This window comes from Shewanella corallii, from assembly GCF_023349125.1.
GTDB lineage: Bacteria > Pseudomonadota > Gammaproteobacteria > Enterobacterales > Shewanellaceae > Shewanella > Shewanella corallii.
This window is the reverse complement of the sequence record NZ_JAKIKT010000002.1, coordinates 191,524-216,324: the sequence shown is the minus strand read 5'-3', so window position 1 is coordinate 216,324 and position 24,801 is coordinate 191,524. Positions and strand designations below refer to the sequence as shown.

The following is a 24,801-nucleotide window of genomic DNA, read 5'->3' as shown; positions in this document are numbered from 1 at the left end:
AGGTGCGACAATCAGCAGTACCAGGCTGCGAGTTGGCTGCGGTAATCTTCGCCCGGCGTTATCGCTAATATCAGGCCGTCACAGGCCTTGGAAGCGGCGTTTGTCACCTGATTTGAAGTATTGATCAGCAATGGCAATTTGAGCTCCTGCTGTAAATCCTCGCAATAGCCTATGTCCAATACACGCTTGCCGCTGCGGGTTTCAAACCCGGATTCGGCCAGGATTACCTGACGATTACCGCTCTGCTGCAGCGCACTGACGGCCTGTTGCAGAGCTTCAGTTTCGGCGTCCGGGTGCCTTTCCAGGATGACTGGGACGGGCAGCGTACCGACTTGTTCCAACAAGGCTGTGTTATACATGTTATCGCTGCCGATGTAGAGGATGTCGGCATGGGCGGCTGAGGTCAGTAATCCCGGGTGGGTGACTTCCACTACACTGCACAAATCGAAGCTGTCCAGAGCTGTGATCACCTCATCCAGTGCCTGTTGTCCCGTCTGAGTGATTACCAGCCCCTGGAAGCCCTGCTCCTTGAGAGACTTGGCCAGATTGCCCGGGTTCATCAGTGCTTGATCTACATCCAGACTGGCGAGCATGCCCAGATGCCCCTGACCAAGGGCGAATTGTCGAACCTTGATATCAGCCGCCTGCTCAGCCAGGTGTTGTTCGGTTTTGGAGGTGTCAGGCTCTATCATCAACTGCTTTTGACTGAGCTGCGTAGGCTCAACGGTTTCGCACGGGTAGCAACCCAGCACCTTGATAAAGCGGGTGAGTTCAGCCAACTCTTTGAGGGCGGACTCCATCGCCGGGATCCTGAGATTAGCCTCAATATCCAGATAAAACATCTCTTCCCAGGGCGTACCGGCAATAGGACGGGATTCCAGCTTACTCATGTTCAATTTATGCTGTTTCAGTACCAGCAGTGCATCGACCAGGGCGCCGGGCTTATGACCTGTCGCCATAATCAGAGTGGTTTTCGCTGGCAGTTGCTCAGGTACGGCAATCGCTTTGCGGGCCACCACAATAAAACGGCTTTGATTAACCTTTTGGTTAGCCAGGTTGTTTTGCAACACTTCCAGTCCATAGAACTCGCCGCCCTGAGCACTGCCAATTGCAGCGACATCAGTACGATCACTGTGCATGATCCTGTCCATGGCGTCGGCACTGGAGGCGCAGTATTCAAGTTTGAAATCCTTGTGCTGACTCAGATAACGGCTGCACTGACTGATTGGCTGAGGATGAGCAAACAGTGTGGTGACCTGTTCCAGTTTTGTTCCCGGTTTTGCCAGCAAGCAATGACCAACCTCAATAGTCGTTTCACCAACAATGGCCAGGCTGGTGTGCTGCAGCAGGTCATAGACCTCATTGATAGAGCCGGATGAGGTGTTCTCTATGGGCAGAAACCCATAATCGGCATGGCCGGATTCAACGGCATTGATAATCTCATCAAAGCTTTGGCAACCCAGATCCAGCATCTCAAACGAGCGTCGTTGGCAGTAGCGGGTGGCTGCAAGGTGCGAATAGGAGCCGCGGGCGCCCAGATAGGCGACACAGTACTGCTGTTTGGTGACGTCAGGATTGGCCCGCCCCTGCAAAAATGCCTGCTGACTCAGTACTGAGTCTTCGATAATGGTTTGGTACAGGGTCAGCACAAAGTGAGCATCCAGCCCCTGCTCACGTCCCTGCTTTACCAGTCTCGCCAGCAGCTCTTTTTCTCTTTGGGTATCTCGAATAGGATGAATATCGACCTCTTTGCTGCGAGCCACGTCCAGTGCCAGATGCTTGCGCTGGGCAAGCAGAGCCAGCATATCTTTATCAATAGCGCTGATAGCCTTACGTATCTCCGTGAGAGCAGGTGGTTTGTCCATGGTTACCTCTGAAAATCATATAAAAAAGCCCCCCATGTGGGAGGCTGACTTTTTATTTTCTTTTTGACACCTTTAAGCCGCCTCCGGAGTTGGTGGTGCAAAAAAGAAAATAAAAAAGTGTTGTGACATGCTGTTCATAGTTTATGAAGGTAAGCATCACCGGCTTGAGTGTCAATCAAAAATTCCTTGATTTACAGGATCAAAAAAGCACGCCACTATGGCGTGCTTAATTGTTTTACCGGATGTCAGGCGACATATTCGTCGTATTCAGCTTCTTCCTCTTCAATATCCTCAGCTGGCAGTTTACCGGTATGACGTTTTGCCTCATCTTTGTGGGCAAGTCTATTCAGCTGCTTTTGCAGTTTTTGGCCCATGGCGTTGATGGCATTGTACAGGTTTTCGTGTTTAGCTTGGGCGAACAACTCTCCCTGTGGCACTTTTACCGTGGCCTCAATTTTAAACAGGGGTTTTTCTTCACTGATAATAACGTGGGGATTAATCAGTTGAATGTCATAGCGCTCCAATTTCGCCAGACGACTTTCAACGCGTTCGCGGATGGGAGCAGTGACTTCAAGGTGCTTGCTGGTAATTTTTAACATATATAGAACCTTCTGTTGTTTCCCTGAATTCAGACTAGCAATATCCCTGGCGAAAGTCGTGCGCTAAATCACGTTTTTGTACCTCTGGTGAGTTGTTTGAGGAAGATTTCGGCACTTGAACAGAAATCGCTTAAATTGTCCCGATTCTGCTTGTAATCCTCTGTTTTGCAGGTCATATTCGAATAGATAAGTCTATTGCACCCAGCTGATACCTCCTCCTACATTGCTGTTTTTTTACTCCCTCTCATTTCAATTTCCCAGTGTCAATTCAAGTAAATCCGATTAAGTTTCTGCTTTGTCTTGAGTAGAATGCCTGCCAGAGATCACATTTTTATTTTAAGGGAATAACGATGAGCGCAAGTGTGAAAGTGTGGGACTTCCCCACCAGATTGTTTCACTGGGCGTTGGTGGCACTTATTGGCGGACTTTGGTGGACTGCTGACGCAGGCGAGATGGAGTGGCATATGGTGCTGGCATACAGTCTGGGCGCATTGCTGCTTTTCAGGGTTATCTGGGGATTTATAGGCAGTGACACCAGTAGGTTCAGAGACTTTGTTCATGGTCCACGCACAGTAATCGGTTATGCCTCTTCACTCAAAACCCGTGGGGTGACACCTCACAGCGGCCATAATCCTTTGGGTGGCTATATGGTGGTAGTCATGTTGCTGGCCATTGCGGCGCAATTCACTACGGGGCTGTTCGCCACAGATGATGTCTTTACTGAAGGGCCTTTATACGCCTATGTCAGCTCAAACACCGCAGACTGGATGACCTGGGTTCACAAGAAGAACTTTGATTTTATTCTGGTGTTGGTGGGGCTTCATGTACTGGCGGTGTTGGTACATATGTTTAAAGGCGATGCCTTGCTGGGCGCTATGTTTACCGGCCGTCGACAGGGGATTGCAGAGCGTAACCTGCAATTTGCCCCATTATGGCAGGCATTAGTGATTCTGGCGGTTATCGGCGCGCTAATGGGCTACTTTCTGATCTGGCCTGTTTACAGCAATATGTACTAATCCCTATCTGTGGGACGGATAAGATTGAACAAAAACGCCGGTCACAGAACCGGCGTTTTTTTATGGTAAGCGAAAGGGATCAGTCTTTCTTGTAGCTGTCGTGGCAAGCCTTACAGTTTTTGGCTGTGGCGCCAAAGGCTTTTTTGATCGCTTTCTTATCGCCGGTTGCTGCCACTTGGGCCAGCTTTGCAGCATCTACCTGAAACTTTTCCATCTTGGCATCAAAATCTGCCTTATCGCTCCAGATATCGGATTTTGCTTCGGTATCACCCTTATCACTGCCAGCAACAAAACCTTCGCCTGGCATCTTAGACAGAGCTGCAACATTTTGAGCGCGCATTTCGAAGACTTTGGCATCGAAAGGCTTCTTGCCCTTCATCATGGCACCCATGTCACCAAAGTTATGAACAATTGCACCGAATACGTCCTGGCGATATTCAATGGCGTCCTCGGGCTTTTTAAAATTGTCGGCAAAGGCGGCAGAGCTGAAAGTTGCTGCGACCAGCACAGAAAGCATGATCTTTTTCATTGTTGTTCTCACATTGTTGGGTTTATTTGTGATTTCCGCAGACAATCTTACCTGTTGCAACTTGATGTTCAACAGAGATTTTTGTCAGAAATTGTATTCTGGTCGTTAAAGGAGACGGTCTGATGTTGCCATTGCCCCGGGATTGATGTGAGTTTGGCCAAACACTTATGATGCGGATTGGCGATGGCGGGGGAAATCGATACACTGTCAGGGTGTTACCTGAGACGGTGAGAGATTAATGCGAGCAAGTTGGGATCTGGTCCTTGAGAAAATACTGAGCCACAGCAATTACGCTGAGCTGGAGAGTTTATTTCATCTGTTGCTGACCGAAGAGGAGCGCAGTGCCGTCGCCAGTCGCCTCAAGGTTTTTCAATTACTGCTTCAGGGCGATTTAAGCCAGCGCCAGATAGCGGCGGAATATGAGATCAGTATCGCCACTATCACTCGTTGCTCCAATTATCTGAAGCAGATGCCTGCTGAACGTCGGCAGGAGATATGTGAGCTGATAATGGATACAGAGAATAGATAGCAAAAACGCGCCCTTGGGCGCGTTTTTTCATTCAGCATCAGGCTGGATTAGTGACAGCCACAACCGCCGCTGCCGCAACCGCCGCCTTGCTCCTCAGAGCAGCAGCCTTCTTCACCTTCGCCGCCACAGCAACCGCCTTTACTGCCACAACCGCCATGGGCATGGATGTGACCGTGGGCGATCTCTTCTTCTGTGGCTTCACGGATATCCATCACTTCAACGTGGAATACCAGTGCCTGGCCTGCCAGAGGGTGGTTACCATCTACCACGACAGTATCATCTTTAACTTCAGTCACCTGGACCGGACGCTGACCCATTTCGGTCTCAGCGATAAAGCGCATACCTGGGATAATATCTTCGATATCACCAAAAGCGCTCAGGGGAACTTCCTGACGCAGGCCATCATGGTAAGGACCGTATGCGTCTTCAGCGTCAACAGTCACGTCAACGATGTCGCCTGTAGCCTTTCCTTCCAGTGCTTTTTCCAGACCCGGGATCAGGTTGTTGGCACCGTGCAGGTAAACCATAGGCTGCATATCAAAAGAACTTTCCAACACTTCGCCCTGCTGGTTGCTCAGACGATAGTGAATGCTTGGAACTGTATGTTGAGAGATTTTCATAATGCCTCCAATCTGACTTTGGGCGGCATCATACTCTGGTTTTTCCCGGTTGGCGATGGAAACCCCGTACTTCTGTTATTCAAAGCACAGGTTTGTGCGTCAGCCGTGTGCTGCAGCACGCACAAAGACCGAGCGATGGCGGGTATGTGAGCGCAGTGATAAGCCTCGGAATATGAGTAAAAGCGTGCTTCGCCTCAAATTGCGTCCAAGTGTGATTCAGCGTAATAATTGCAATTCAAGATAGAAGGGTTGGATTTAAAATTCAGATATATATAGGGTTTTGCTGAAGTGTAATGTTCTGTCATTACGTTGGCGTAAGCTGAAAACCTGATGAAAATCGTTATTTTGGGGCTGTTGAAACTTATGAAAATGCCGGTCGGGTCAAACAGAATGAATGAAGTTATAAATTAGTCTGTTTTTATTGGAAACAGGGGCTTGACAGTCACCGTCGTTTCAAGCAATGCTGTTTATACATTAACCGCAGGGTAAACACTTTTAGTCATGCTTAATCATCGCCACGTTGTAATTACCACCATTACAACCACCACTATTACCATAGTGGGGGCGGGCTGATTACACCCTGAAAATAACAGATTCAATAAAAGCCCGCTCCCACCAAAGGAGCGGGCTTTTTTGTTTTCTTCTTTGGACAGAGCGGGAATAGGGAGATAAAGATGAAAGTCATGAAATTTGGGGGCACCTCTCTGGCCAATTGGGAAAGGTTCCGAGCCGTTGCGCAGTTGGCAGCTGAGCAGACTCAGCAGCAGGGTGTTGCGCTGGTTCTGTCGGCGCCCGCCACAGTGACCAACTCACTGCTGGAGTTGGTGGAACTTGCCCGGAACGGTCAGGAATACAGTGTATTGCTGGGTCGGGTCGAGTCGCTGTTTAACGGTTTGTTTGCCTCAGCACTGCAGGATAAAGAGCTGAGTTTGGCCCAATTCGAGTCTCTGGAACAGGTTTTGGCGGCACAGGTCGCTCGCTGGCGTAATTTACTGTCCGGCATTAGCTTGCTGCGCTCTTGTCCTGACCCTGTTTATGCTCAGGTCGTTACCGCCGGTGAAGCTATGTCTGCGGCCCTGATGATCGAATTGATGAAGCACAAAGATCTGGATGGCTGTCTTATCCAGCCGGCCGAAATGCTGCTGGGCGTGGGTGGCGTTAAAGAGGCTATGGTCGATATTGATGCCAGTAAGCCGAATTTTGCCGCTCTGGATTTGTCGGCTAATCGGGTGTCGGTAATGCCAGGTTTTACCGCTGGTGATGGTCAGGGTAACCCTGTCTGTTTGGGGCGCAATGGTTCTGATTACTCTGCCGCTGTATTGGCTGCCTGCCTGGATGCAAGCGCCTGTGAGATTTGGACCGATGTGGATGGTGTTTACAATACCGACCCCAGGCTGGTAGCCGACGCCAAGTTGCTGTCCCAACTGAGCTATCAGGAAGCGATGGAGCTGTCCTATTTTGGTGCCAAGGTATTGCACCCAAAAACCATCTCCCCAATAGCCCAATACCATATTCCCTGCTATATCAAAAATACTATGAACCCGGCAGCCCCAGGAACTCTGGTATCCAACGAACCGGATCAGACTGGTCTGCAGGTGAAAGCGATTTCCAATCTGGATAACCAAACCATGTTTGATGTGTCCGGGCCCGGGATGAAAGGGATGGTCGGTATGGCCAGCCGGGTGTTGGAAGCAATTGCCCGTATCGGTGTGTCTGTATCTCTGATTACTCAAAGTTCTTCTGAATACAGTATCAGCTTCTGCGTCGCCACCTCGGATGCTGCCAGAGTGAAGGCATCATTGGAGTTGGAGTTTGAACTTGAGCTGAAGTCGGAATTGCTCGAGCCGATTGAACAGCAACATCAGTTGTCCATTGTTTCTCTTATCGGTGATGGTATGCGTACCCACAAAGGTGTCGCTGCCGGTTTCTTTCAGGCGCTGGCTCAGGCCGGGGTCAATATTATTGCGCTGGCTCAGGGCTCCTCAGAACGTTCTATTTCTGCTGTGGTATTGCAGCGCAAAGTGCCCAACGCTATTCGCGCCTGTCATCAGAAGTTTTTCGATGTGCAGCATTATCTGGATGTATTTCTGGTGGGGTGTGGCAATGTTGGGGCCGGCTTGCTTGAGCAGATCCGCCAGCAGCAAGCAGCACTGCGTGATGAGCATATCAGTGTCAGGGTATGTGGCGTGCTGAACTCCCGGCAGATGTTGCTCAGTGCTGATGGTGTCGATTTGGCTTGCTGGCGTGATCAACTTGAGCAAAGTGCTCTGGCGGCCAATCTGGATGCCATGGTGTCCTTTGCCCGGGAGCAACAACTCTTGAATCCTGTGCTGGTGGATTGTACCTCCAGCGAAGAGGTTGCTGGTCGCTATCTGGATCTGCTGAAAGCCGGATTGCATGTGGTTACCCCCAACAAGAAAGCAAATACCCGCGACTTTGCCTATTACCAACAACTGCGTCAGGCTGCACTTAAGTATCGTCGCCAGTTCCTGTATGAGACCACCGTAGGTGCAGGTCTGCCGGTAATCGACAATCTGAAGAAGTTGTTGATGTCCGGGGATAAACTTAAGAACTTCAATGGCATTTTGTCCGGCTCTTTGTCTTATATCTTTGGCATGCTGGATGAGGGGATGTCTCTGTCTGAGGCAACGGGTATTGCCCGGGACAAGTGCTTTACTGAGCCAGATCCAAGGGATGACCTCAGTGGTATGGATGTGGCCCGTAAGGTGCTCATTTTGGCGAGGGAAGCAGGCATGCAGTTGGAGCTGGATGATATAGAGGTGCAATCCGCATTGCCACCTGAGTTTGATGCCAGCGGTGACGTCGACACCTTTATGGAAAATCTGCCAAAGGCCGATGCCTGGATGGCAGCTCAGGTCAAAGCGGCCGCAGAGCAGGGCAAGGTGCTTAGATATGTTGGCCAGATTGATGAGCAGGGGGGCCGGGTAGTCATCGCTGCTGTAGGTAAAGATGACCCTCTCTACAGTGTTAAAGGCGGTGAAAATGCACTGGCGTTTTACAGCCGTTACTACCAGCCCATTCCATTTGTGCTTAGAGGTTATGGAGCAGGTACAGAAGTGACTGCTGCCGGCGCCTTTGCCGATGTGCTGAGGACCCTGAACTGGAACCGTGAGGTGGGCCAATGAGTTTAACTGTTTATGCGCCCGCATCCATGGGCAATGTCAGCGTAGGTTTTGACCTTCTGGGGGCTGCGCTGGCACCGATTGATGGCAGCCTGTTGGGAGACAGGGTTAGTGTTGACCATCAAGAGTCAGGTGTGGAGTTATCTGTGAGCGGCAAGTGGGCTGACAAACTGCCATCAGACCCTAAGCAAAATATCGTTTACCAATGCGCGGAGTTTTTCCTGAAAGCTCAGGGGATCAAGTCTGGCGTTTCCCTGGTACTGGAGAAGAATCTGCCTGTGGGCAGTGGTCTGGGTTCAAGTGCCAGCTCAGTGGTTGCGGCATTTGCGGCGATGAATGAGTGCTTTGGACTGCCCTGTGAACCCCAGGCGCTGCTGGAGCTGATGGGGGAGTTCGAAGGCAAGATCAGTGGCGCGGTTCACTATGACAATGTTGCGCCCTGTTATCTGGGTGGGATGCAATTGATGCTGGAGCAGCACGGCCGTATCAGTGAGTCTATCCCGGCTTTTGATGACTGGTATTGGGTGGTTGCATACTCCGGGGTGTCCTTATCCACCGCCAGAATGCGTCAATTGATGCCGCAGCAATATGATAAGCGCACCTGTATCGACTTCGGCCGTAATCTGGCGACCTTCGTTCATGCCTGCTACAAACAGGATGCGCAACTGGCGTTGTCGGTACTTAAAGATGTGCTGGCCGAGCCCTATCGGGCGCCGGCAATTCCGGGCTTTGAAGTGGCCCGAGCCGGATTGAATGAATTGGGTATGGATGTCACCGGCATCTCAGGCAGTGGCCCAACCTTGTTCTCTGTAACCCGGGATAAACAACTTGCCGAGCAGGCCGCCGTCTGGCTTGCAGAACATTATGTGTGTGAAGCGGACGGATTCGTCCATGTGTGTCAGTTGGATCAGCAGGGCACCCGGCGGGTGTAAGGAATTACAATGGAACTTTATAACTTAAAACATCCGTCACAGAAGGTAAGTTTCTCAGAGGCTGTGCAGCTGGGGCTAGGTAAAGACAGAGGCCTGTTTTTTCCGGCTGAGGTGCCTCAGGTCGATGATATTGACGCTCTACTGGCAAAGCCTTTTGTCGAGCGCAGTCAGGAGATTATTCATCTTTGGCTGCAAGGAGAGATAGAGCGCGAAGTGAGTGACGCTTTGGTTGCCAAGGCCTTCAATTTTGAGCTGCCCCTTGCCAAAGTCGATGGCAAACGCTGGTGCCTGGAGCTGTTCCATGGGCCGACGCTGGCATTTAAGGACTTTGGTGCCCGCTTTATGGCGCAGTGCGTTAACCATCTTGCCGGCGACGCTCCACTAACCATTTTGACTGCCACCTCAGGTGATACCGGCGCAGCCGTAGCCGATGCTTTCTATGGTCTGGACAAGGTCCGGGTGGTAGTGCTCTATCCCAAGGGCAAAATCAGCGTGCTGCAGGAGAAGATGTTCTCCACACTTGGCGGCAACATTCACACTGTGGCGGTTACCAGTGATTTTGATGCCTGTCAGGATCTGGTGAAGCAGGCCTTTGAGGATGCTGACGTTCGTAACGGTTTGCGTTTGAATTCAGCCAACTCCATCAATATCAGTCGTTTGCTGGCGCAGGTTTGTTATTACTTTGAAGCCGTGGCTCAGTTCAGACAGGCCAACCCAGGCAAGGCGCCAGTGATATCCGTGCCCAGTGGTAACTTCGGTAATTTAACCGCGGGCCTGTTGGCCAAAGCGATGGGCTTGCCTGTGGCACGTTTTGTGGCTGCAACTAATAGTAATGATACTGTGCCAAGATATCTGGCTGAGGGTCAGTGGCAGGTGAATCCGACTCAGGCCACCATGTCCAATGCCATGGATGTGTCTGACCCAAGTAACTGGCCCAGAGTGGAGACTTTGTGCAAGCAACAAGGGTGGGGCGATGAGGTTCTCAGTGGTGTAGCCCTGTCGGAAGCGGAAACCAGCGCGGCTTTGGCACAATTATATAAAGCCGGTTATCAGAGTGAGCCCCATGGTGCGATTGCGGCGCAGGCTTTGTCTCGCGCGCTGGGTGAAGGCGAAAAGGGTCTGTTCCTTGGAACGGCTCATCCCGCCAAGTTTAAGGATGTGGTGGACAGAGAGCTTGAGCTGGATTTACCCCTCCCAGAAGCGCTGGCAGATGTTGCTGGTAAGCCTGTATTGTCGGTGACTTTGCTGCCGGAGTTTACCGTGCTTAAAGAGTATCTTTTTGCCCGACTGGCTTAAGGATAATAGCCTGAAAGCTTCAGGTGAAAACCAAAAAGGCGTGCAGGGAGCACGCCTTTTGTTTTACCCGGCTGTTAACCTGCTTGCTGTTTTGCCCAGTAGCGCATCTGATTGATTTCAGCTGACCAAAGCTCGGGCCTGGTGGTCTCGAGAATCAAGGGAATGCCCCGGCTCCAGGGCTGAGCCGCAATATACTCAAAACAAGCCGAGCCAATCTCGCCCTGACCTAATGAATCATGTCTGTCCACCCGGCTTCCTACCTGATTCTTACTGTCATTCAGATGCATACCTTTGAGGTACTGCATGCCGACGACCTTATTGAACTCATCAAAGCTCCGTTTGGCAGTCTCTTTGGTCCTCAGGTCATAGCCTGCAGCGAACATGTGACAGGTATCCAGGCAAACTCCGACCCGGGATTTATCTTCCACTTTGTCGATAATCTCTGCCAATTGCTCAAAGCTATAGCCCAGATTGGAACCCTGGCCTGCCGTGTTTTCTATCACGGCGCAGACGTTCTGAGTTGTATCCAGTGCCAGGTTGATGGACTCGGCGATACGCGTCAGGCACTCAGACACTGATATTTTCTTTAGATGGCTGCCGGGATGAAAGTTCACCATGGTCAGCCCCAATTGCTGACAGCGTTCCATCTCTTCAATAAAAGCGCTGCGGGAGCGCTCCAAACCTTCTGGGTCTGGGTGCCCCAAATTAATCAGGTAGCTGTCGTGAGGCAAAATTTGAGCGGACTGAAAGCCGTGGGTTTCACATGAATCCCTGAAACTTCTAATCTCTTCATTGCTCAGTGGAGTATGTTGCCAGCGACGCTGATTGCGGGTGAACAATGCAAATGCGGAAGCGCCAATATCAACAGCATTGGTGACCGCATTGTGTAACCCTCCAGCCATACTGACATGAGCCCCAATGTACAGGGGAGCATGCCCATCTGAGTCCGAAGTGTCATTCGTTAGTTTATTTTTCATTTAAAAGCTTACTTTTTATGTGGATGTAGTCGCGGCATTTGAGACTTCAACTATGCTTATCCAAACGGATTCAGATGGAACAGCAGAATGGACTCTAACGCGATTCAATCCTCAACTCAAACCTCTGACTCAGCGCTGTTTTCGCTGGTATTGGCTGAAATAGGGAAGCTCCAGGCAAGGTTTATTCTGGGAGATGATGTGTTACTTCCTGTCTGTCAAGAGTTTGCCGAGTTAAGCCAGTCAAGCGCTGTACTGCTGGTAGACGTAAATTCAATCTCTGTGGCTGAGATGCCGGAGCATGCGGCATGTTGGTGTCATGACACAGTACGCTTTTTGTCGCTTTGGAAAGAGGTTAGAGATTGGCCGTTCGCAGAGCAGGGACCGGTAGTTCATAGATGGCGTTCTTTTGTAGTCTGGCCTTTACCAAGTACCAATACACTGATGTTTTTCCGTGAGCCCCAGGCTTATTGGCTGGAGTTCCTGATGGAGCATCATGAACCTTTAGCACAGTCATTAATGGGCATGCTTGCTCCTCAGACCCGAAGCTGGCGAGCACAAAGCGGTCAGCACAACCTGTGTGGCTATGACGCTGAAATTTTCCGGTCAGTGGTCAGCAACAGCGAAGATATGATTTTGGTGTTGAATCTTGCCGACACTGGAGAATCCACCGTCATTTATGCCAATGCGGCTGCCACCTCAATCAGCCTATATCCAAGGTCACAGCTAATAGGTCATCCCACGGCAAAAATATTCAAATCTAACAATACTGAGGATGAAAACATTGCATCTTTGATGGCGTCGCTTGAGGCGCAAGAGGAGTTTGATGGTGAGTTTTGGCTCGAAAGGGCTGATGGTGAAAAAGCATTACTGTTCATTCACCTTGTGCAGTTGGGTAATGATGGGCAGCCGGGCTTATTTGCACTTGTGGGAAGGGACCGGACTGAGCAGAAGAAAATGCAAGTGGCTATGGCCAGAACCCAAAAAATGCAGGCGATAGGCGAGTTGGTTGGTGGTATTGCTCACGATTTCAATAATATCCTTGGCGTAATGAAGGGTAATATCGAATTGATGGAGCTGAAAAACCGGGACGAGAAGCTCGAGAAGTATCTTAATACCGCATTTAAGGCCTGCCAACGTGGAACCGACCTTACTCGAAGGCTGTTGCAGTTCTCCCGGCAGGAACAATTTAACGCCTGTAATTGTAGCGTCAATGAGATTGTTTCAGGCCTTGAAGATCTATTTTCAAAATCCCTCACCTCCAGTGTCAGTATCAACATCGATCTGGCATCAAGTGTGTCTTCAGATATCTGGGTCGATAAAGGCGATCTGGAGGACGCGTTGTTGAATCTGGCCATTAACGCGAGAGATGCCATGGGCGGCGAAGGTAGGCTGATCATTCGTACTGGTGAAGAAGATATCGAAGGTGTTATTCAGGGGCCAGGAGGCAGTACCAATATTAAGCCCGGCCGCTATGTCTGGATTTCAGTGCGCGATACAGGTACCGGTATTCCCCCTGAGATTTTGGAGAAAATCTATGACCCTTTCTTTACGACCAAAGACAAAAGTCAGGGGACTGGGCTTGGGTTGGCGATGACCTATGGGTTTGTTAAACGATCCAAGGGTTACATGAATGTGATAGATACCGGCCCGGAGGGCACCGAATTCAGGCTATGGTTCCCTGCTTCAGATGTTGAGCAGGTCAATAAGTCCCTGACAGAGCCACGACAGCAGTCGCCAAGGACGTTACAGGTTGAAGGTAAGCTCAAAGCTCTGGTGGTTGACGATGAAGTTGAGCTGTTACAGGTGCTGTCAGACTATTGCGGCATGTTAGGCATTGAAGTTGAGAGCTTCAGCGACCCCTTACAGGTGAAGTCCCGCTATGGCAGTGACGCGGGTGAAATAGATATTTTGATTACCGATGTGTTGATGCCGGGCGGGATGAACGGGTACGAGCTTGCTCAGACACTGCATCAGAATACTCCGGATTTGAAAGTGCTGCTGATATCCGGGTTTATTCATGATATTGGGGTGACCAAAAAAGAGGAGATGCCCTACCAGGTGCTCAACAAGCCATTTGATTTGGAGAGCTTCTCCAATGCGTTAAAGCAGGCAGGGATAAGTTTTGTCGAGAGAGAGGGTGAATAAATGAGCATGCAGACAGTATGGGTCGTGGATGATGACAGGGATTATTGCCAGCTGATTGCAGAGGTGCTGGAAGATGACTATGAATTAAGAGTCTTTTACAACGCCCGGGATTACGAAGTCGCAATCCATGATGAGCACCCGGAAGTGATCTTAATGGATATTAACCTTCCGGATAAGGATGGTATTACCCTGTGTAAAGAGCTGGTGGAGAATGGGACAGACAGTTCTGTTTTGTTTGTCTCAGGCATGAACACTCTGGATGAGCGTCTCAGAGCCTATGATGCCGGCGGCGTGGACTTTATTGCCAAGCCCTTCGAGCTTAAAGAGTTGATTGCAAAAACGGCTGCTGTGGCGAGCTATCAGGCCAAGAAAAAGATGCTCAAGCAGTCGGAAAGCATGTCCAGAGACATGGCGTTCCAGTCAATGACAGAGTCGTCCCAATACGGCAGCGTGATGCAGTTCTTTCGTCAGTGCTTTTTGTGTGACAACTTTGATGATCTCGCCAAGGCGTTTTTTGACGTAATGCAGCAGCTCAATCTGAAAACCTGTCTGGAGATCCGGGTAGGTGAGCCAAAGTACTATGTGCCTGAAAATACCGCCATCAGCCCCATCGAAGCCAATATCTTTGAATTGTTGGATAAACAAGGGCGCTTATACGATTTTGGCAGTCGTACTATCTGCAACGATAAGCATGTGTCTTTCCTTATCAAGAATATGCCGCTTGACGATGAAGTCTTGTACGGCCGACTGAGGGATGTGATTGCTGTGATAATCGAAGGCCTGGAAGCCAGGGTTCTGGATATCCAGCGTCAGCAAACTTTGCAGATGGTGCTGGATAAAATTCAGGGACTACTCGCCGGTGTGAAAACTTCCATTATGGAAAATGATAAGCGCTTCAGTAAGGCGCTGACTAATATCACCACGGATATCCGCGGCAGTTTTCATGTATTGGATATGACGTTGGAGCAGGAAGAGTACTTTTCAGGGTTGGTAGAGCGCCATCTCAAGGAGGCCAACTCTGCCGGAGATGCATTCGTCAGGCTACAGAAGTCTCTTAACTCAGTTATTCAGGAGATTGAGTCCGGGCAGTAATAAAGTGCCGGGCAGCATAAAAAGGAAGGCTTAGCCTTCCTTTTTACATTTCAGGTATGTTGCGCTTTTGTTGATCGAGGTCAACCGCAGGGGCAGGTCCGGCTGGGTATATTGAGAGTCACTACAGACCAACCCAGCCAGAGAGGCGCAGTATGCTTAAGCGTTTACAGCAGGACCACAAAAACATCAGTGTGTTGTTGAATATACTGGCAAAGCAATCACAGCAATTAGTGCTGGCTGAGCCTGTGAACTTTCGCATTATGATGGATGTGATCGAATACATGCTGGCATATTCCGAACACAGTCATCACCCGGTGGAGGATATTGTGTATCGCTACTACAGTGACAACACTCCCCAGGCTGAATTGTCAGATCGAATGCTAAGCCAACATAAGGCACTGACTGAGTCTACAGAGTCACTTCATCAAATCTTGCAGCAAGTGCTGAACGACCAGCCTGTGACAACTGAGCTGCTGCAAACCGAACTTGAGCAATTTATCCGACAGCAAAGAAGTCATATGCAGTATGAGGAGGAGATAGTGTTTCCTATGCTTAGGGAGCATATTTCAGAGCAGGGATGGGAAGCCGTGGCAGATCTCTGTCAGGAAATGCTGATCCACGACCCGCTGTTCAGTGACAAGGTCTCGGTAGAGTGCCACAGGCTGCGGGCTATGGTAAGCGAATCGGGCAGTGAGTAGCCTAAAACTCTAACGAATGCAGAACCAAAAAGCGCGCCAATTGGCGCGCTTTTGTGTTTATAGAATATCGTCGATATCGTAATCCAGGCTGCTGTCGATATCCTGAAGTTCTTTTAGCAAACGTCGCTTATCCTTCAGTGCTTCAATCTCACGCCACTTACGCTTCTTGTTTGAGCCGCGGGAGCGAGTTGGCTTTTCAACGACAGAATCCAGTGCACTTCCATAATCCAAACGGTCCATGGCGACCTCCTGTTTTTTGTATCTGTTGGGAACTAAATACCACAGTCGTCGGACAGGATGCAATACAAATGTTGCAGAAATGTTATTACGGTTAACTTTTTGAGGAGGGGTAATGAAGGTCAACTGGTTGGTGAATAAGAAAAAAGCCGGCGATTGCCGGCTTTAAATCAAATGTTTCCTTTTCGGAACATATTTATCAGTGCGTTGCTGGATGCATCGAGTTCGGTTGCATCTGTATCTGCACCCAGACGGGCCAGTACATCATTGCCGAGGGTTTTCCCCAGTTCTACACCCCATTGATCAAATGAGTTGATGTCCCAGATAGCGCCCTGAACAAAGGTTCTGTGCTCATATAGTGCGATAAGCGCACCCAGAGTCTCTGGAGTGAGTTTGTCCATCAGGATGGTGTTGCTCGGCTTGTTACCTGTCATCACCTTATGTTTGGCGATAAGCTCACGCTCCTGCTGACTCAGAGAGGAAGAGGACAGTTCTGCCAGCGATTCCTCAAAAGTCCTGCCCTGCATCAATGCCTGAGTTTGACCAAAGCAGTTGGAGGCCAGTTGAGCATGGTGTTCTCCAACAGGATTATGGCTCTGCAGTGGCATAATAAAGTCAGCCGGGATAAGCGCAGTACCCTGATGCAGTAGCTGGTGGTAGGCGTGTTGACCATTGGTGCCTTCGCCACCCCAGATTACCGGACCGGTTGAATGGTCAACCTGTTCACCACACAGGGTGACATGCTTACCATTACTTTCCATATCCAGCTGCTGGAAGTAGGCTGGCAGACCACGCAGATAGTGATCATAGGTCAGTACAACGTGGGATTGAGCGTCGTGGAAATTGCCATACAGCACTGACAACATTCCCATGATAACCGGCATATTGGTTGCCAAAGGCGCTTCCAGGAAGTGTTCATCCATTTCCCGCGCACCGCTCAGCATGGCTCTGAAATTGTCCATACCAATCAGCACGGCAATTGGCAGGCCAATGGCTGACCACAGAGAGTAACGACCACCAACCCAGTCCCACATAGGGAAGATGTTACCGGCATCAATACCAAACTCAGTGGCTTTGGCCACATTGGAAGTCACCGCAACAAAGTGTTTGGCTACATCAGCCTGAGAGGCTCCCGCTGCCAGGAACCAATCTTTGGCTGTCAGGGTATTGGTCAGGGTTTCCTGTGTACCGAATGATTTGGAGGACATGATAAACAGCGTGGTTTCATGGTCCAGTTTCTTCAGTTTTTCACAAATGGCTGTGCCATCAACGTTGGCAACAAAGTGGCACTTCAGAGCTTCAGTCCAATATGGACGCAGGGCTTCTGAGGCGATTTTGGGGCCCAGGAAAGAGCCGCCGATACCAATGCTGACAACATCAGTAATGGTTTTACCCGTATAGCCTTTCCACTCACCATCACGCACTGAAGCGACAAACTGCTCCATTTTGTTCAGCGTTTGCTGAACTTCAGGAACCACGTTGACACCATCAACTTTAACATCGGCATCTGCAGCGGCGCGCAGCGCGGTATGCAGTACAGCACGACCTTCGGTGGTGTTGATGATTTCACCATTGAACATCGCAGCTTTCTTCTGCTGCAGCCCGGCTTCTTCAGCGAGGGCCAGCAGTGCTTTCAGCGTCTCAGCGTCGATACGGTTTTTAGAGTAGTCCAGCATCAGACCCGCAGCTTTGAATGAGTAGGTTTCAAAGCGCTGAGGGTCATTGGCGAACAGGCTGCGCATATGCGCAACCTGCTGACTGAGTTGTGATAAAGCTTGCCAGCTCTGACTTTCCGTCAGTTTGGTCATCATGCACTCCTTTAGCTTAACCTTGCAGACGAGCGATCAGCATTTCTTCCAGTTTGCCCTGATCAATGGCAAAGTTGCGGATACCTTCGGCCAGTTTTTCTACTGCCATGGCATCCTGATTCAATTCCCAGCGGAATTCGGCTTCCGTCATAGACGCGCCCGGTGCAACCACTTCAGTTGCTGCGGTCAGTTTGGCGCTGATGGCTTGTTCGCTGTTGGCCAGTTCTTCCAGCAGTGAAGGGCCAATGGTCAGACGGTCACAACCTGCCAGCTCGATAATCTCACCTGTGTTACGGAAGCTGGCGCCCATTACCACGGTTTTATAGCCATGACGCTTGTAGTAGTTGTAGATGTCAGTGACAGACACTACACCCGGATCTTCAGCCGCTGTGTACTCTTTACCGGTTTCTTTTTTGTACCAGTCCAGAATACGGCCAACAAATGGTGAGATCAGATAAACACCGGCTTCTGCACAGGCACGGGCTTGTGCAAAACTGAACAGCAACGTCAGGTTACAGTTGATACCCTGAGCTTCCAGTTCACGGGCGGCACAGATGCCTTCCCAGGTGGACGCCAGTTTAATCAGAATACGGGACTTATCTATGCCGGCAGCCTGGTACAGGTTGACCAGTTTGTGAGCCTTGGCGATTGAGCCTTCTTTATCAAAAGACAGACGGGCATCAACTTCGGTAGAGATGCGACCCGGAACATATTTCAGGATCTCAACACCGATATTGACTGCCAGTTTGTCACCGGCATCTTCAATCTGCTGTTGCAGATCTTCGCTCTGGCTTTTTGCAAAGGCAATAGCATCTTCAATCAGTGGAGCATATTCAGGGATTTGCGCGGCTTTCAGTACCAGAGATGGGTTGGTCGTGGCGTCTTGTGGCGCGTATCGTTTGATGGCTTCGATATCGCCGGTATCTGCAACGATGGTGGTGAGGGCTTTCAGTTGCTCGAGTGTATTGGCCATGGAAAAAATATCCTTCTCAGTGACAGCCTTAGCTATTAATTGCTGGTCAGTATTAGAAGCGATTTTGCACTCTTTTCCAACCGTTGTTGAAAAAAAACTACAAAAATGACACAAATTTCATTTACCTGAGAAAGTACGGCTGGATGCCCCTTTTACTACAGGGAGTCGCTTCAAATTAGGTGTTCAGTTTACTGCCTGTGATTATAAAAGTGCAGGGGATCTCCCAACAAAAAAGCCGCTGACTGGCAGCGGCTTGATCTGATTATCAATTTTTTGAAATTGAATTACCTTGACGTAGGTACCATATCTACGACTGTCACATCTGCTTCGATACGACGGTTCGCTTCATTGGCCTCTTTTGAGGTGCCAGGGATCAGTGGCTGGGTAATACCATAACCACGGGCAGAGATACGGCTTGCTGCAATACCAAACTCAGTTTCCAGCGCTCTGGCTACAGACTCGGCACGGCGCTGCGATAACTGCATGTTGTAGTCAGGGTTACCGGTGTTGGAAGCAAAGCCCTTAATCAGCACGGTAGACTTTGGATTTTGCTTCATAAATTCAGCCAGCATAGCGACTTCATCCATAGAGGACTTATCCAGCTCAGCAGAGTTGTTGGCAAACTTCGCATCGATATGCAGGTTCTGAACTGTCTCTTCAAACACAGTACAGCCGTTGCTGTCTACCATATATTCAGCAGGCGTATCCGGACACTGATCCACACGATCCGGTACACCATCCTGGTCGGCATCAGTGATAACCACTTCTTCTACAACCGGTGGTGGGGTCGGAGCAGGTTTACTGGCACTGCCAAAGCGGTAAGCGATGGTTGCACCCCAGTAGTTACTGTCCATATCCAGAGTGTTATATCTGTCATCTTCCAGATTACCGTAACGACGGTATTTGGCTGCCAGCTGGATATTGTCAGTAATATAGTAACCTAAACCCAGACCAGCATAGGGAGACCAGCCTGAATCACTGTATTGGTTGGCACCCCAGTTACGATTGTTCTTTAAGGTGTAGTGCATGGCACCGGCTTCGGCGATGGCGTGGAAATCACCATAGATGGGAATTGTGCCTACCAGACTCAGGCTCAGACCGCGGGCGCCGGCATCATTTTGATTGTTTGACCAGTCCACCCAGGTCGCACGTCCAAGATTGCGATAGCCTACTTCGAAGGCATAGTGCTCGCTCATCTGATAACCGACGAAGGCTTCCCATGCATAGGGGTCATCTTCCTGATTGATCTTATCAGGGAAGTTGTACTCATAGTCGTTGACGCCAACACCGGCACCGATATACCAGGGGCTCAGACCATCATCGTCTTTTGCATTGGCTGCCAAAGAGGCAGGGATCAACGCAGACAGCAACGCAACAGATAGCATTCTGTTCATCATATCTTCTCCATTATTGATGTCGATGCGGAAATATCGAACTGCAGAATCTCCGTTTCACGATTTGCTGGGTGGGCTTGGAAGTATAGTGAATTACCCCCGCAAATATGTTTTTGCCCGTACATTGTTACATATAAATGACCAATGGCAACAAAAAGTGGGCCATCTGTTGGTCTTTTGTTGTTCTTGATCGTGGTTGACAATATACATTCACTTTCTTTTTATTCTGTCTTCCCTGGCCCTCCTGTGGCGGTTTTATGTTGAAGCAGGATGTTGTACCCTTTGCTTCACCTTTTTCTAATCTACAAGTCTGACGGCCACTTGATTAACATAAACTGAACGGCTCCCACCCTGCCTTATCAGTGCTTTGTCCCGGCTTTGTCAGATCTGTGATCCTGATGTTGGTTTGTTGGAAAGTATGGCTAACTGTGTTCAGGGGCTGTGATGTCAGTGTCGGTAAAATGGTTAATTGTGAACTTGATCATGCGGATTTTGGAAATGACTATGCTATTTTGCCCCGTCGGATGCAGTAACCGTGACAAAACACGCTCGCGGATTGATAACTTGAATAACAGCAAACTGCTATCCAGGTCTTTTCATTTGGAAGGATTCATTCACTACAAGCACCGCCGGAGCTGAAGGCTTCAGCGGCGCCTTGGTACGGGAAGAAGTAAAACGATATGTTAGAAACAACAGTAAATTTCCTGAACGCATTGCTATGGGGCAAGCTTCTGGTATACGGACTGGTCGGTGCCGGATTATTTTTCACGCTGAGATTGGCGTTTATTCAAATCACCTACTTCAAACACTCAATCAAAATCATGTCTATGAGCCGCCAGGGCTGTGACAGTGGTTTGTCTTCATTTCAGGTATTTTGTACCAGTATGGCTGCCCGTGTAGGTGCGGGTAACATGGCCGGTGTGGCCGTGGCAATTGGTGCCGGTGGCCCTGGTGCTGTGTTCTGGATGTGGCTGATTGCCATGTTGGGTATGGCCACTGCCATGGTGGAATCGACTCTGGCACAGGTTTACAAAACCCGTGATGCCGAAGGTCAGTTCCGCGGTGGTCCTGCTTACTATATGGAAAAAGGTCTGGGCCAACGCTGGATGGGCGTGCTGTTCTCTATTTTCCTGATCATCGCTTTTGGTCTGGTGTTTAACGCTGTACAGGCGAACACTATTACCGGTGCGATGGAAGTTGTGTTCGATATCAGCCCACTGTATATGGGTATTTTCCTGGTTATCACCTCTGCTTTCGTTATCGTTGGCGGTTTGCGTAAGGTAGCCAAAGTCTCTGAAATCATCGTCCCTGTGATGGCTCTGGCCTACATTCTGATCGCCTTTGTGGTGGTGGCGATGAACATTGAGAAGCTGCCAGCGGTATTTGAGTTGATTATCAAGAGTGCCTTTGGTTGGCAGGAAGCTGCTGCCGGTGGTGTTGCTTACACCGTTGCTCAGGCGATGCAGTCGGGTATTGCCCGTGGCTTGTTCTCTAACGAAGCGGGTATGGGCTCGGCGGCCAACGTAGCAGCCAGTGCATCACCAAACCCAAATCATCCGGCTTCTCAGGGTTTTGTGCAGATGATGGGCGTGTTTTCTGACACTATCGTTATCTGTACTGCCACTGCAGCAATTATTTTGTTGTCCGGCGATGTGACTGCCGGTGCCGACGGTATCAAGATGACCATTACCGCCATGACTGAACATGTTGGTGTACTGGGTGGTGGCTTCGTAGCTGTAGCGATTTTGCTGTTCTGCTTTACTTCTATCATCGCCAACTACTCCTATGCTGAGACCAACGTGCTGTTCCTGTCCGGTAACCGTAAAGGTGTGTTGCCTCTGTTCCGCATCTGTGTGCTGGGCATGGTGATGTTTGGTGCCGTAGCCAAGATCAGCCTGGTTTGGAACCTGGCTGACGTATCTATGGGCTTGATGGCCACAGTGAACATTATCGCGCTGTTGCTGCTGTCTGGTTTGGCTGTGCGCGTGATCAATGACTACCGCGATCAGGTACGTGCCGGTAAGACGCCAGAGTTCGACCGCAGCAAGTTCCCTGAACTGAACGGTCAGGTTGAAGAGGATGTTTGGCAGGATTTGTCCAAACAAAGCTCTGATAAAGCCTGATTAGGCTGACCCCGTTCGGTAAAACCGGACGGGGGCATCTGAAAAACCACGCCCAGTGTGCGTGGTTTTTTCGTATCTATTCAGTATGATTGAACTATTGATGATATGGAGGCGGCAACATGCTGATTGTGGTTTCACCGGCTAAAACGCTGGATTATGACAACCCTGCGGGAACGGACAAATACACTCAACCCACTTTGCTGGAATACAGCCAGGAATTGATCTCTGTTTGTCGAGAGCTGACGCCGGCAGATATCGCTTCGCTAATGAAGGTCAGCGATAAAATTGCTGGCTTGAACGTAGCCCGCTTTACCGAGTGGCATCCTGACTTTACGCCTGAAAACGCCAAACAAGCTCTGTATGCCTTCCGTGGTGATGTATATACAGGCCTGGATGCAGATTCCTTGTCACCTGCAAGCGTAGATAAGGCCCAGCAGCACCTGCGGATATTGTCCGGGCTTTATGGACTGCTCAAGCCGCTTGATCTGATGCAGGCTTACCGTTTGGAGATGGGGACTTCGCTGGCCAATCCGAAGGGCAGGAACCTTTATGCCTTCTGGGGTGAAGTCATCACTGACGAGATTAACCAGGCTCTGGCAGAGCAGGGCGACGACATACTGGTAAACCTGGCGTCCAATGAATATTTCAAGGCGGTTAAGTCAGCCAAAGTCGCTGGGAGAATCGTGACGCCGGTATTCAAGGATTTGAAGAATGGCCAGTACAAGGTGATCAGCTTCTTTGCCAAGAAAGCCCGAGGCATGATGGCAAGGTACATTATCGAAAATGATATCAAAAGCCTGGATGCTCTGAAGCAGTTTGATGTGGCCGGTTACTATTACAGTGAGGCTGAATCGACTGAGCTGTCACCGGTATTTCTGCGGGATGAGCAGTAATCAGGCTCGATTGCAGATATAAAAAAGCGGCCATTGGCCGCTTTTTGTTTGCCTGAAGCTGTGATCCTTTACTTATCCTGCTTAGCGGGAATAGGGCGAAGCTCAACCTCAGACTGTGCCATCAGCCAGGCGAATTGGGCGTAGGCTGCGACATTCTGCGCCAAAGCGGCGGGATCTATCTTATCCAGAGTGTCATTGGGCGTATGGTGATAGTCAAAATAGTCCCGCCCATCCTGTCTCAAGGTCGCGACCGGCACGCCATAGTCAGGCAGCATAGAGACATCAGGACCTCCATTGGCTTCGTTGTTACCCGGCATCACGCCATTTTCTGCCATAACGCCGGTAAGTGACTGGATATCGGCGAAGGCATTATCATTAACTCTGACATCCAGACGGTATATGCGTCCCGCACCAAAATCTGACTCGGCTGCGATATAGTGTTTGGCCAGCTCTTGCTGGTGGTCCCTGGCATAGGCTTTGCCACCTACAAGTCCAATCTCTTCCGCTGCATAGAGCACTACACGCACTGTTCTGGCGGGTTTTTGTGGCAGCTCCTGAATCAGCTTGGCTGCTGCTGTGACAATGCCGACACCTGCGCCGTCGTCAATGGCTCCCGTGCCTTCATCCCAGGAGTCCAGATGGGCGCCTATCAGTACGATTTCTTCGGGTTTACTGCTGCCGGTCACTTCCGCAATCACATTGTAGGATGTGGCTGTACCGCGACTTTCTGGCGACAGATAGAGTTGCAGTGTGACTGAGTCTGTTCGCTTCAGCATGCCATTAATCAGGTCAGCATCGGGGTTGGACATGGCTGCAGCTGGAATACGTGGCACGCCCTCTTTGTAACGCATCATGCCGGTATGGGCCATGCGGTCGCTGTCAGTGCCTATGGAGCGAATGACGATGGCGACAGCGCCTTTTTCTGCGGCGGTTACTGCCCCCTTACTGCGCCCCCCCACGGTAATGCCATAGCCTTTGCCATCGATATGGCGTTCGGTCTTGTGGTCGATAAAGACGATTTTACCCTCGACCTCTTGTGTTGATGCGGCTTTCAGCGCATCGAGTGTGTCGAATCTGACTATTTCGGCGGTGACGCCTTTCTCCGGCGTGGCGATGCTGCCTCCCAAGGCGGTAATAACCAAAGGCTGAGTAAATGGTGCGGTCACATAGGCACTCGCATCACCCCGCACCCAAACCGGAACTTCTACAGCCTCTTTATAGACTTTATCGAATCCCAGGCTCTCTAACTTGGTTACAGCCCAGTTAACAGCCTGTATGTCCTTCTCTGTGCCAGCCATACGCGGACCGACTTCAACAGTCAGCGACTCGACAATTTGATATCCGAGGTCGGAAGCGAGAGCTTTTTGCTGCAATTGCAACGCAACATTTTGATTTTTAAGATTTGATGTGTCCGATTGGCAGGCGGTTAACAGACATAAAAATGCCAGCGGAAGCCATATCACTTGTTTGCTTTTCATGAGTTTCCCTGAATTTTTTTACGTACATCCCATTTCTGAAAACAATCTAGCAAAAAGTGTGGTTTATGTCCCGACTAACTCAGTAAGGCGAAGCTATATTAGTGAGGGGTTTGTATTAGGAGAAAACGCTCGTCATGAATATCGAAATAATGCAGCAACGAGCTGATCACGCTGTTGTCCTTCTTAAAGCACTGGCTAATGAACGCCGTCTGTTTATCCTGTGCTATCTGCTCAACGAAGGTGAGATGTGTGTAGGGGAGATGAACAAGAAACTGGGGTTAAGCCAGTCTGCCTTGTCCCAACATCTTGCATGGTTGCGTAAGGACAACCTGGTGGCGACCCGCAAGGAAGCGCAAACAGTTTACTATTCGCTGAAAAGTGAAGAAGTGAAAGCAGTGATTCAACTGTTGCACGACATCTATAGCCAGTAAGGTATAGAAAAAACAAATCCCGG

At 49.9% G+C, this 24,801-nt stretch carries 21 protein-coding genes; 11 read left to right on the top strand and 10 right to left on the bottom strand.

Annotated elements, in window-relative coordinates; all coding sequences use genetic code 11:
* Nucleotides 1-11: 11 nt before the first annotated feature.
* Together L2725_RS06230 and hpf are read right to left on the bottom strand one after the other, a co-directional pair.
* On the bottom strand, nt 12-1,865 hold the full coding sequence (locus L2725_RS06230) for a chorismate mutase (protein ID WP_249248169.1): 1,854 nt from the start codon (nt 1,863-1,865) through the stop codon (nt 12-14).
* Between the two features lie 245 nt (nt 1,866-2,110).
* A complete protein-coding gene (hpf, locus tag L2725_RS06225; protein WP_115135761.1) occupies nt 2,111-2,464 on the bottom strand; it encodes a ribosome hibernation-promoting factor, HPF/YfiA family in 354 nt (117 codons plus the stop codon).
* A gap of 350 nt (nt 2,465-2,814) precedes the next feature.
* Between hpf and L2725_RS06220 the strand changes: the two genes are divergently transcribed.
* A complete protein-coding gene (locus L2725_RS06220) occupies nt 2,815-3,480 on the top strand; it encodes a cytochrome b/b6 domain-containing protein (RefSeq protein WP_249248168.1) in 666 nt (221 codons plus the stop codon).
* 79 nt (nt 3,481-3,559) lie between these two features.
* Here L2725_RS06220 and L2725_RS06215 read toward each other — a convergent pair whose 3' ends face one another.
* Entirely contained in the window at nt 3,560-4,009 is a 450-nt protein-coding gene (locus L2725_RS06215; RefSeq protein WP_115135758.1) for a c-type cytochrome, read from the bottom strand.
* A 238-nt stretch (nt 4,010-4,247) separates the two neighbouring features.
* Here L2725_RS06215 and trpR point away from each other — a divergent pair, with 238 nt between their 5' ends.
* The gene (gene trpR, locus L2725_RS06210) at nt 4,248-4,538 is read left to right on the top strand and encodes a trp operon repressor (RefSeq protein WP_249248167.1); all 291 of its coding nucleotides are present in this window, start codon (nt 4,248-4,250) and stop codon (nt 4,536-4,538) included.
* A 47-nt stretch (nt 4,539-4,585) separates the two neighbouring features.
* Here the strand turns inward: trpR and slyD are convergent, their stop codons facing one another.
* Complete coding sequence (slyD, locus tag L2725_RS06205; protein ID WP_249248166.1) at nt 4,586-5,158, bottom strand: peptidylprolyl isomerase; 573 nt, start codon at nt 5,156-5,158, stop codon at nt 4,586-4,588.
* 674 nt (nt 5,159-5,832) lie between these two features.
* Here slyD and thrA point away from each other — a divergent pair.
* Genes thrA through thrC form a run of 3 tightly spaced genes read left to right on the top strand, consistent with a single transcriptional unit; the run spans nt 5,833 to nt 10,529 of the window.
* Complete coding sequence (thrA, locus tag L2725_RS06200) at nt 5,833-8,304, top strand: bifunctional aspartate kinase/homoserine dehydrogenase I (RefSeq protein ID WP_249248165.1); 2,472 nt, start codon at nt 5,833-5,835, stop codon at nt 8,302-8,304.
* A complete protein-coding gene (gene thrB, locus L2725_RS06195; RefSeq protein ID WP_249248164.1) occupies nt 8,301-9,233 on the top strand; it encodes a homoserine kinase in 933 nt (310 codons plus the stop codon). The genes thrA and thrB overlap by 4 nt, the downstream gene beginning before the upstream one ends.
* Nucleotides 9,234-9,242: 9 nt before the next feature.
* On the top strand, nt 9,243-10,529 hold the full coding sequence (gene thrC / locus L2725_RS06190; RefSeq protein WP_249248163.1) for a threonine synthase: 1,287 nt from the start codon (nt 9,243-9,245) through the stop codon (nt 10,527-10,529).
* A gap of 74 nt (nt 10,530-10,603) precedes the next feature.
* Here thrC and nfo read toward each other — a convergent pair whose 3' ends face one another.
* On the bottom strand, nt 10,604-11,506 hold the full coding sequence (gene nfo / locus L2725_RS06185) for a deoxyribonuclease IV (protein WP_249248162.1): 903 nt from the start codon (nt 11,504-11,506) through the stop codon (nt 10,604-10,606).
* 87 nt (nt 11,507-11,593) lie between these two features.
* Here nfo and L2725_RS06180 point away from each other — a divergent pair, with 87 nt between their 5' ends.
* The 3 genes from L2725_RS06180 (at nt 11,594) to L2725_RS06170 (ending at nt 15,441) form a co-directional block, all read left to right on the top strand.
* Entirely contained in the window at nt 11,594-13,651 is a 2,058-nt protein-coding gene (locus tag L2725_RS06180) for an ATP-binding protein (protein ID WP_249248161.1), read from the top strand.
* Nucleotides 13,652-14,743: a response regulator transcription factor gene (locus tag L2725_RS06175; RefSeq protein ID WP_249248160.1), complete on the top strand. Its 1,092-nt coding sequence runs from the start codon at nt 13,652-13,654 to the stop codon at nt 14,741-14,743.
* Nucleotides 14,744-14,895: 152 nt separating this feature from the next.
* Nucleotides 14,896-15,441 carry a hemerythrin domain-containing protein gene (locus tag L2725_RS06170; protein WP_249248159.1) on the top strand — a complete coding sequence of 182 codons (546 nt, stop codon included), beginning with the start codon at nt 14,896-14,898 and terminating at the stop codon, nt 15,439-15,441.
* Between the two features lie 57 nt (nt 15,442-15,498).
* Here L2725_RS06170 and L2725_RS06165 read toward each other — a convergent pair whose 3' ends face one another.
* From L2725_RS06165 to L2725_RS06150, 4 genes are all read right to left on the bottom strand, one after another.
* Nucleotides 15,499-15,681 carry a DUF3545 family protein gene (locus L2725_RS06165; RefSeq protein WP_115135748.1) on the bottom strand — a complete coding sequence of 61 codons (183 nt, stop codon included), beginning with the start codon at nt 15,679-15,681 and terminating at the stop codon, nt 15,499-15,501.
* Between the two features lie 167 nt (nt 15,682-15,848).
* Nucleotides 15,849-17,486, bottom strand: coding sequence for a glucose-6-phosphate isomerase (gene pgi, locus L2725_RS06160; protein ID WP_249248157.1), 1,638 nt, complete (start codon nt 17,484-17,486; stop codon nt 15,849-15,851).
* A 16-nt stretch (nt 17,487-17,502) separates the two neighbouring features.
* Nucleotides 17,503-18,459: a transaldolase gene (tal, locus tag L2725_RS06155; protein WP_249248156.1), complete on the bottom strand. Its 957-nt coding sequence runs from the start codon at nt 18,457-18,459 to the stop codon at nt 17,503-17,505.
* Nucleotides 18,460-18,743: 284 nt separating this feature from the next.
* Nucleotides 18,744-19,856 carry an OmpA family protein gene (locus L2725_RS06150; RefSeq protein WP_249248155.1) on the bottom strand — a complete coding sequence of 371 codons (1,113 nt, stop codon included), beginning with the start codon at nt 19,854-19,856 and terminating at the stop codon, nt 18,744-18,746.
* A gap of 677 nt (nt 19,857-20,533) precedes the next feature.
* Between L2725_RS06150 and L2725_RS06145 the strand changes: the two genes are divergently transcribed.
* Nucleotides 20,534-21,976 (top strand): alanine/glycine:cation symporter family protein, encoded by a 1,443-nt coding sequence (locus tag L2725_RS06145; protein WP_248935038.1) that lies wholly within the window; start codon nt 20,534-20,536, stop codon nt 21,974-21,976.
* Nucleotides 21,977-22,095: 119 nt separating this feature from the next.
* Nucleotides 22,096-22,869 carry a peroxide stress protein YaaA gene (yaaA, locus tag L2725_RS06140; protein ID WP_249248154.1) on the top strand — a complete coding sequence of 258 codons (774 nt, stop codon included), beginning with the start codon at nt 22,096-22,098 and terminating at the stop codon, nt 22,867-22,869.
* Nucleotides 22,870-22,937: 68 nt separating this feature from the next.
* Here yaaA and L2725_RS06135 read toward each other — a convergent pair whose 3' ends face one another.
* The gene (locus L2725_RS06135) at nt 22,938-24,347 is read right to left on the bottom strand and encodes a M28 family peptidase (RefSeq protein WP_249248153.1); all 1,410 of its coding nucleotides are present in this window, start codon (nt 24,345-24,347) and stop codon (nt 22,938-22,940) included.
* 134 nt (nt 24,348-24,481) lie between these two features.
* On the opposite strand from L2725_RS06135, the gene L2725_RS06130 reads away from it, so the two are divergent.
* Complete coding sequence (locus tag L2725_RS06130; protein ID WP_115135740.1) at nt 24,482-24,778, top strand: ArsR/SmtB family transcription factor; 297 nt, start codon at nt 24,482-24,484, stop codon at nt 24,776-24,778.
* The last annotated feature ends 23 nt before the right edge of the window (nt 24,779-24,801 follow it).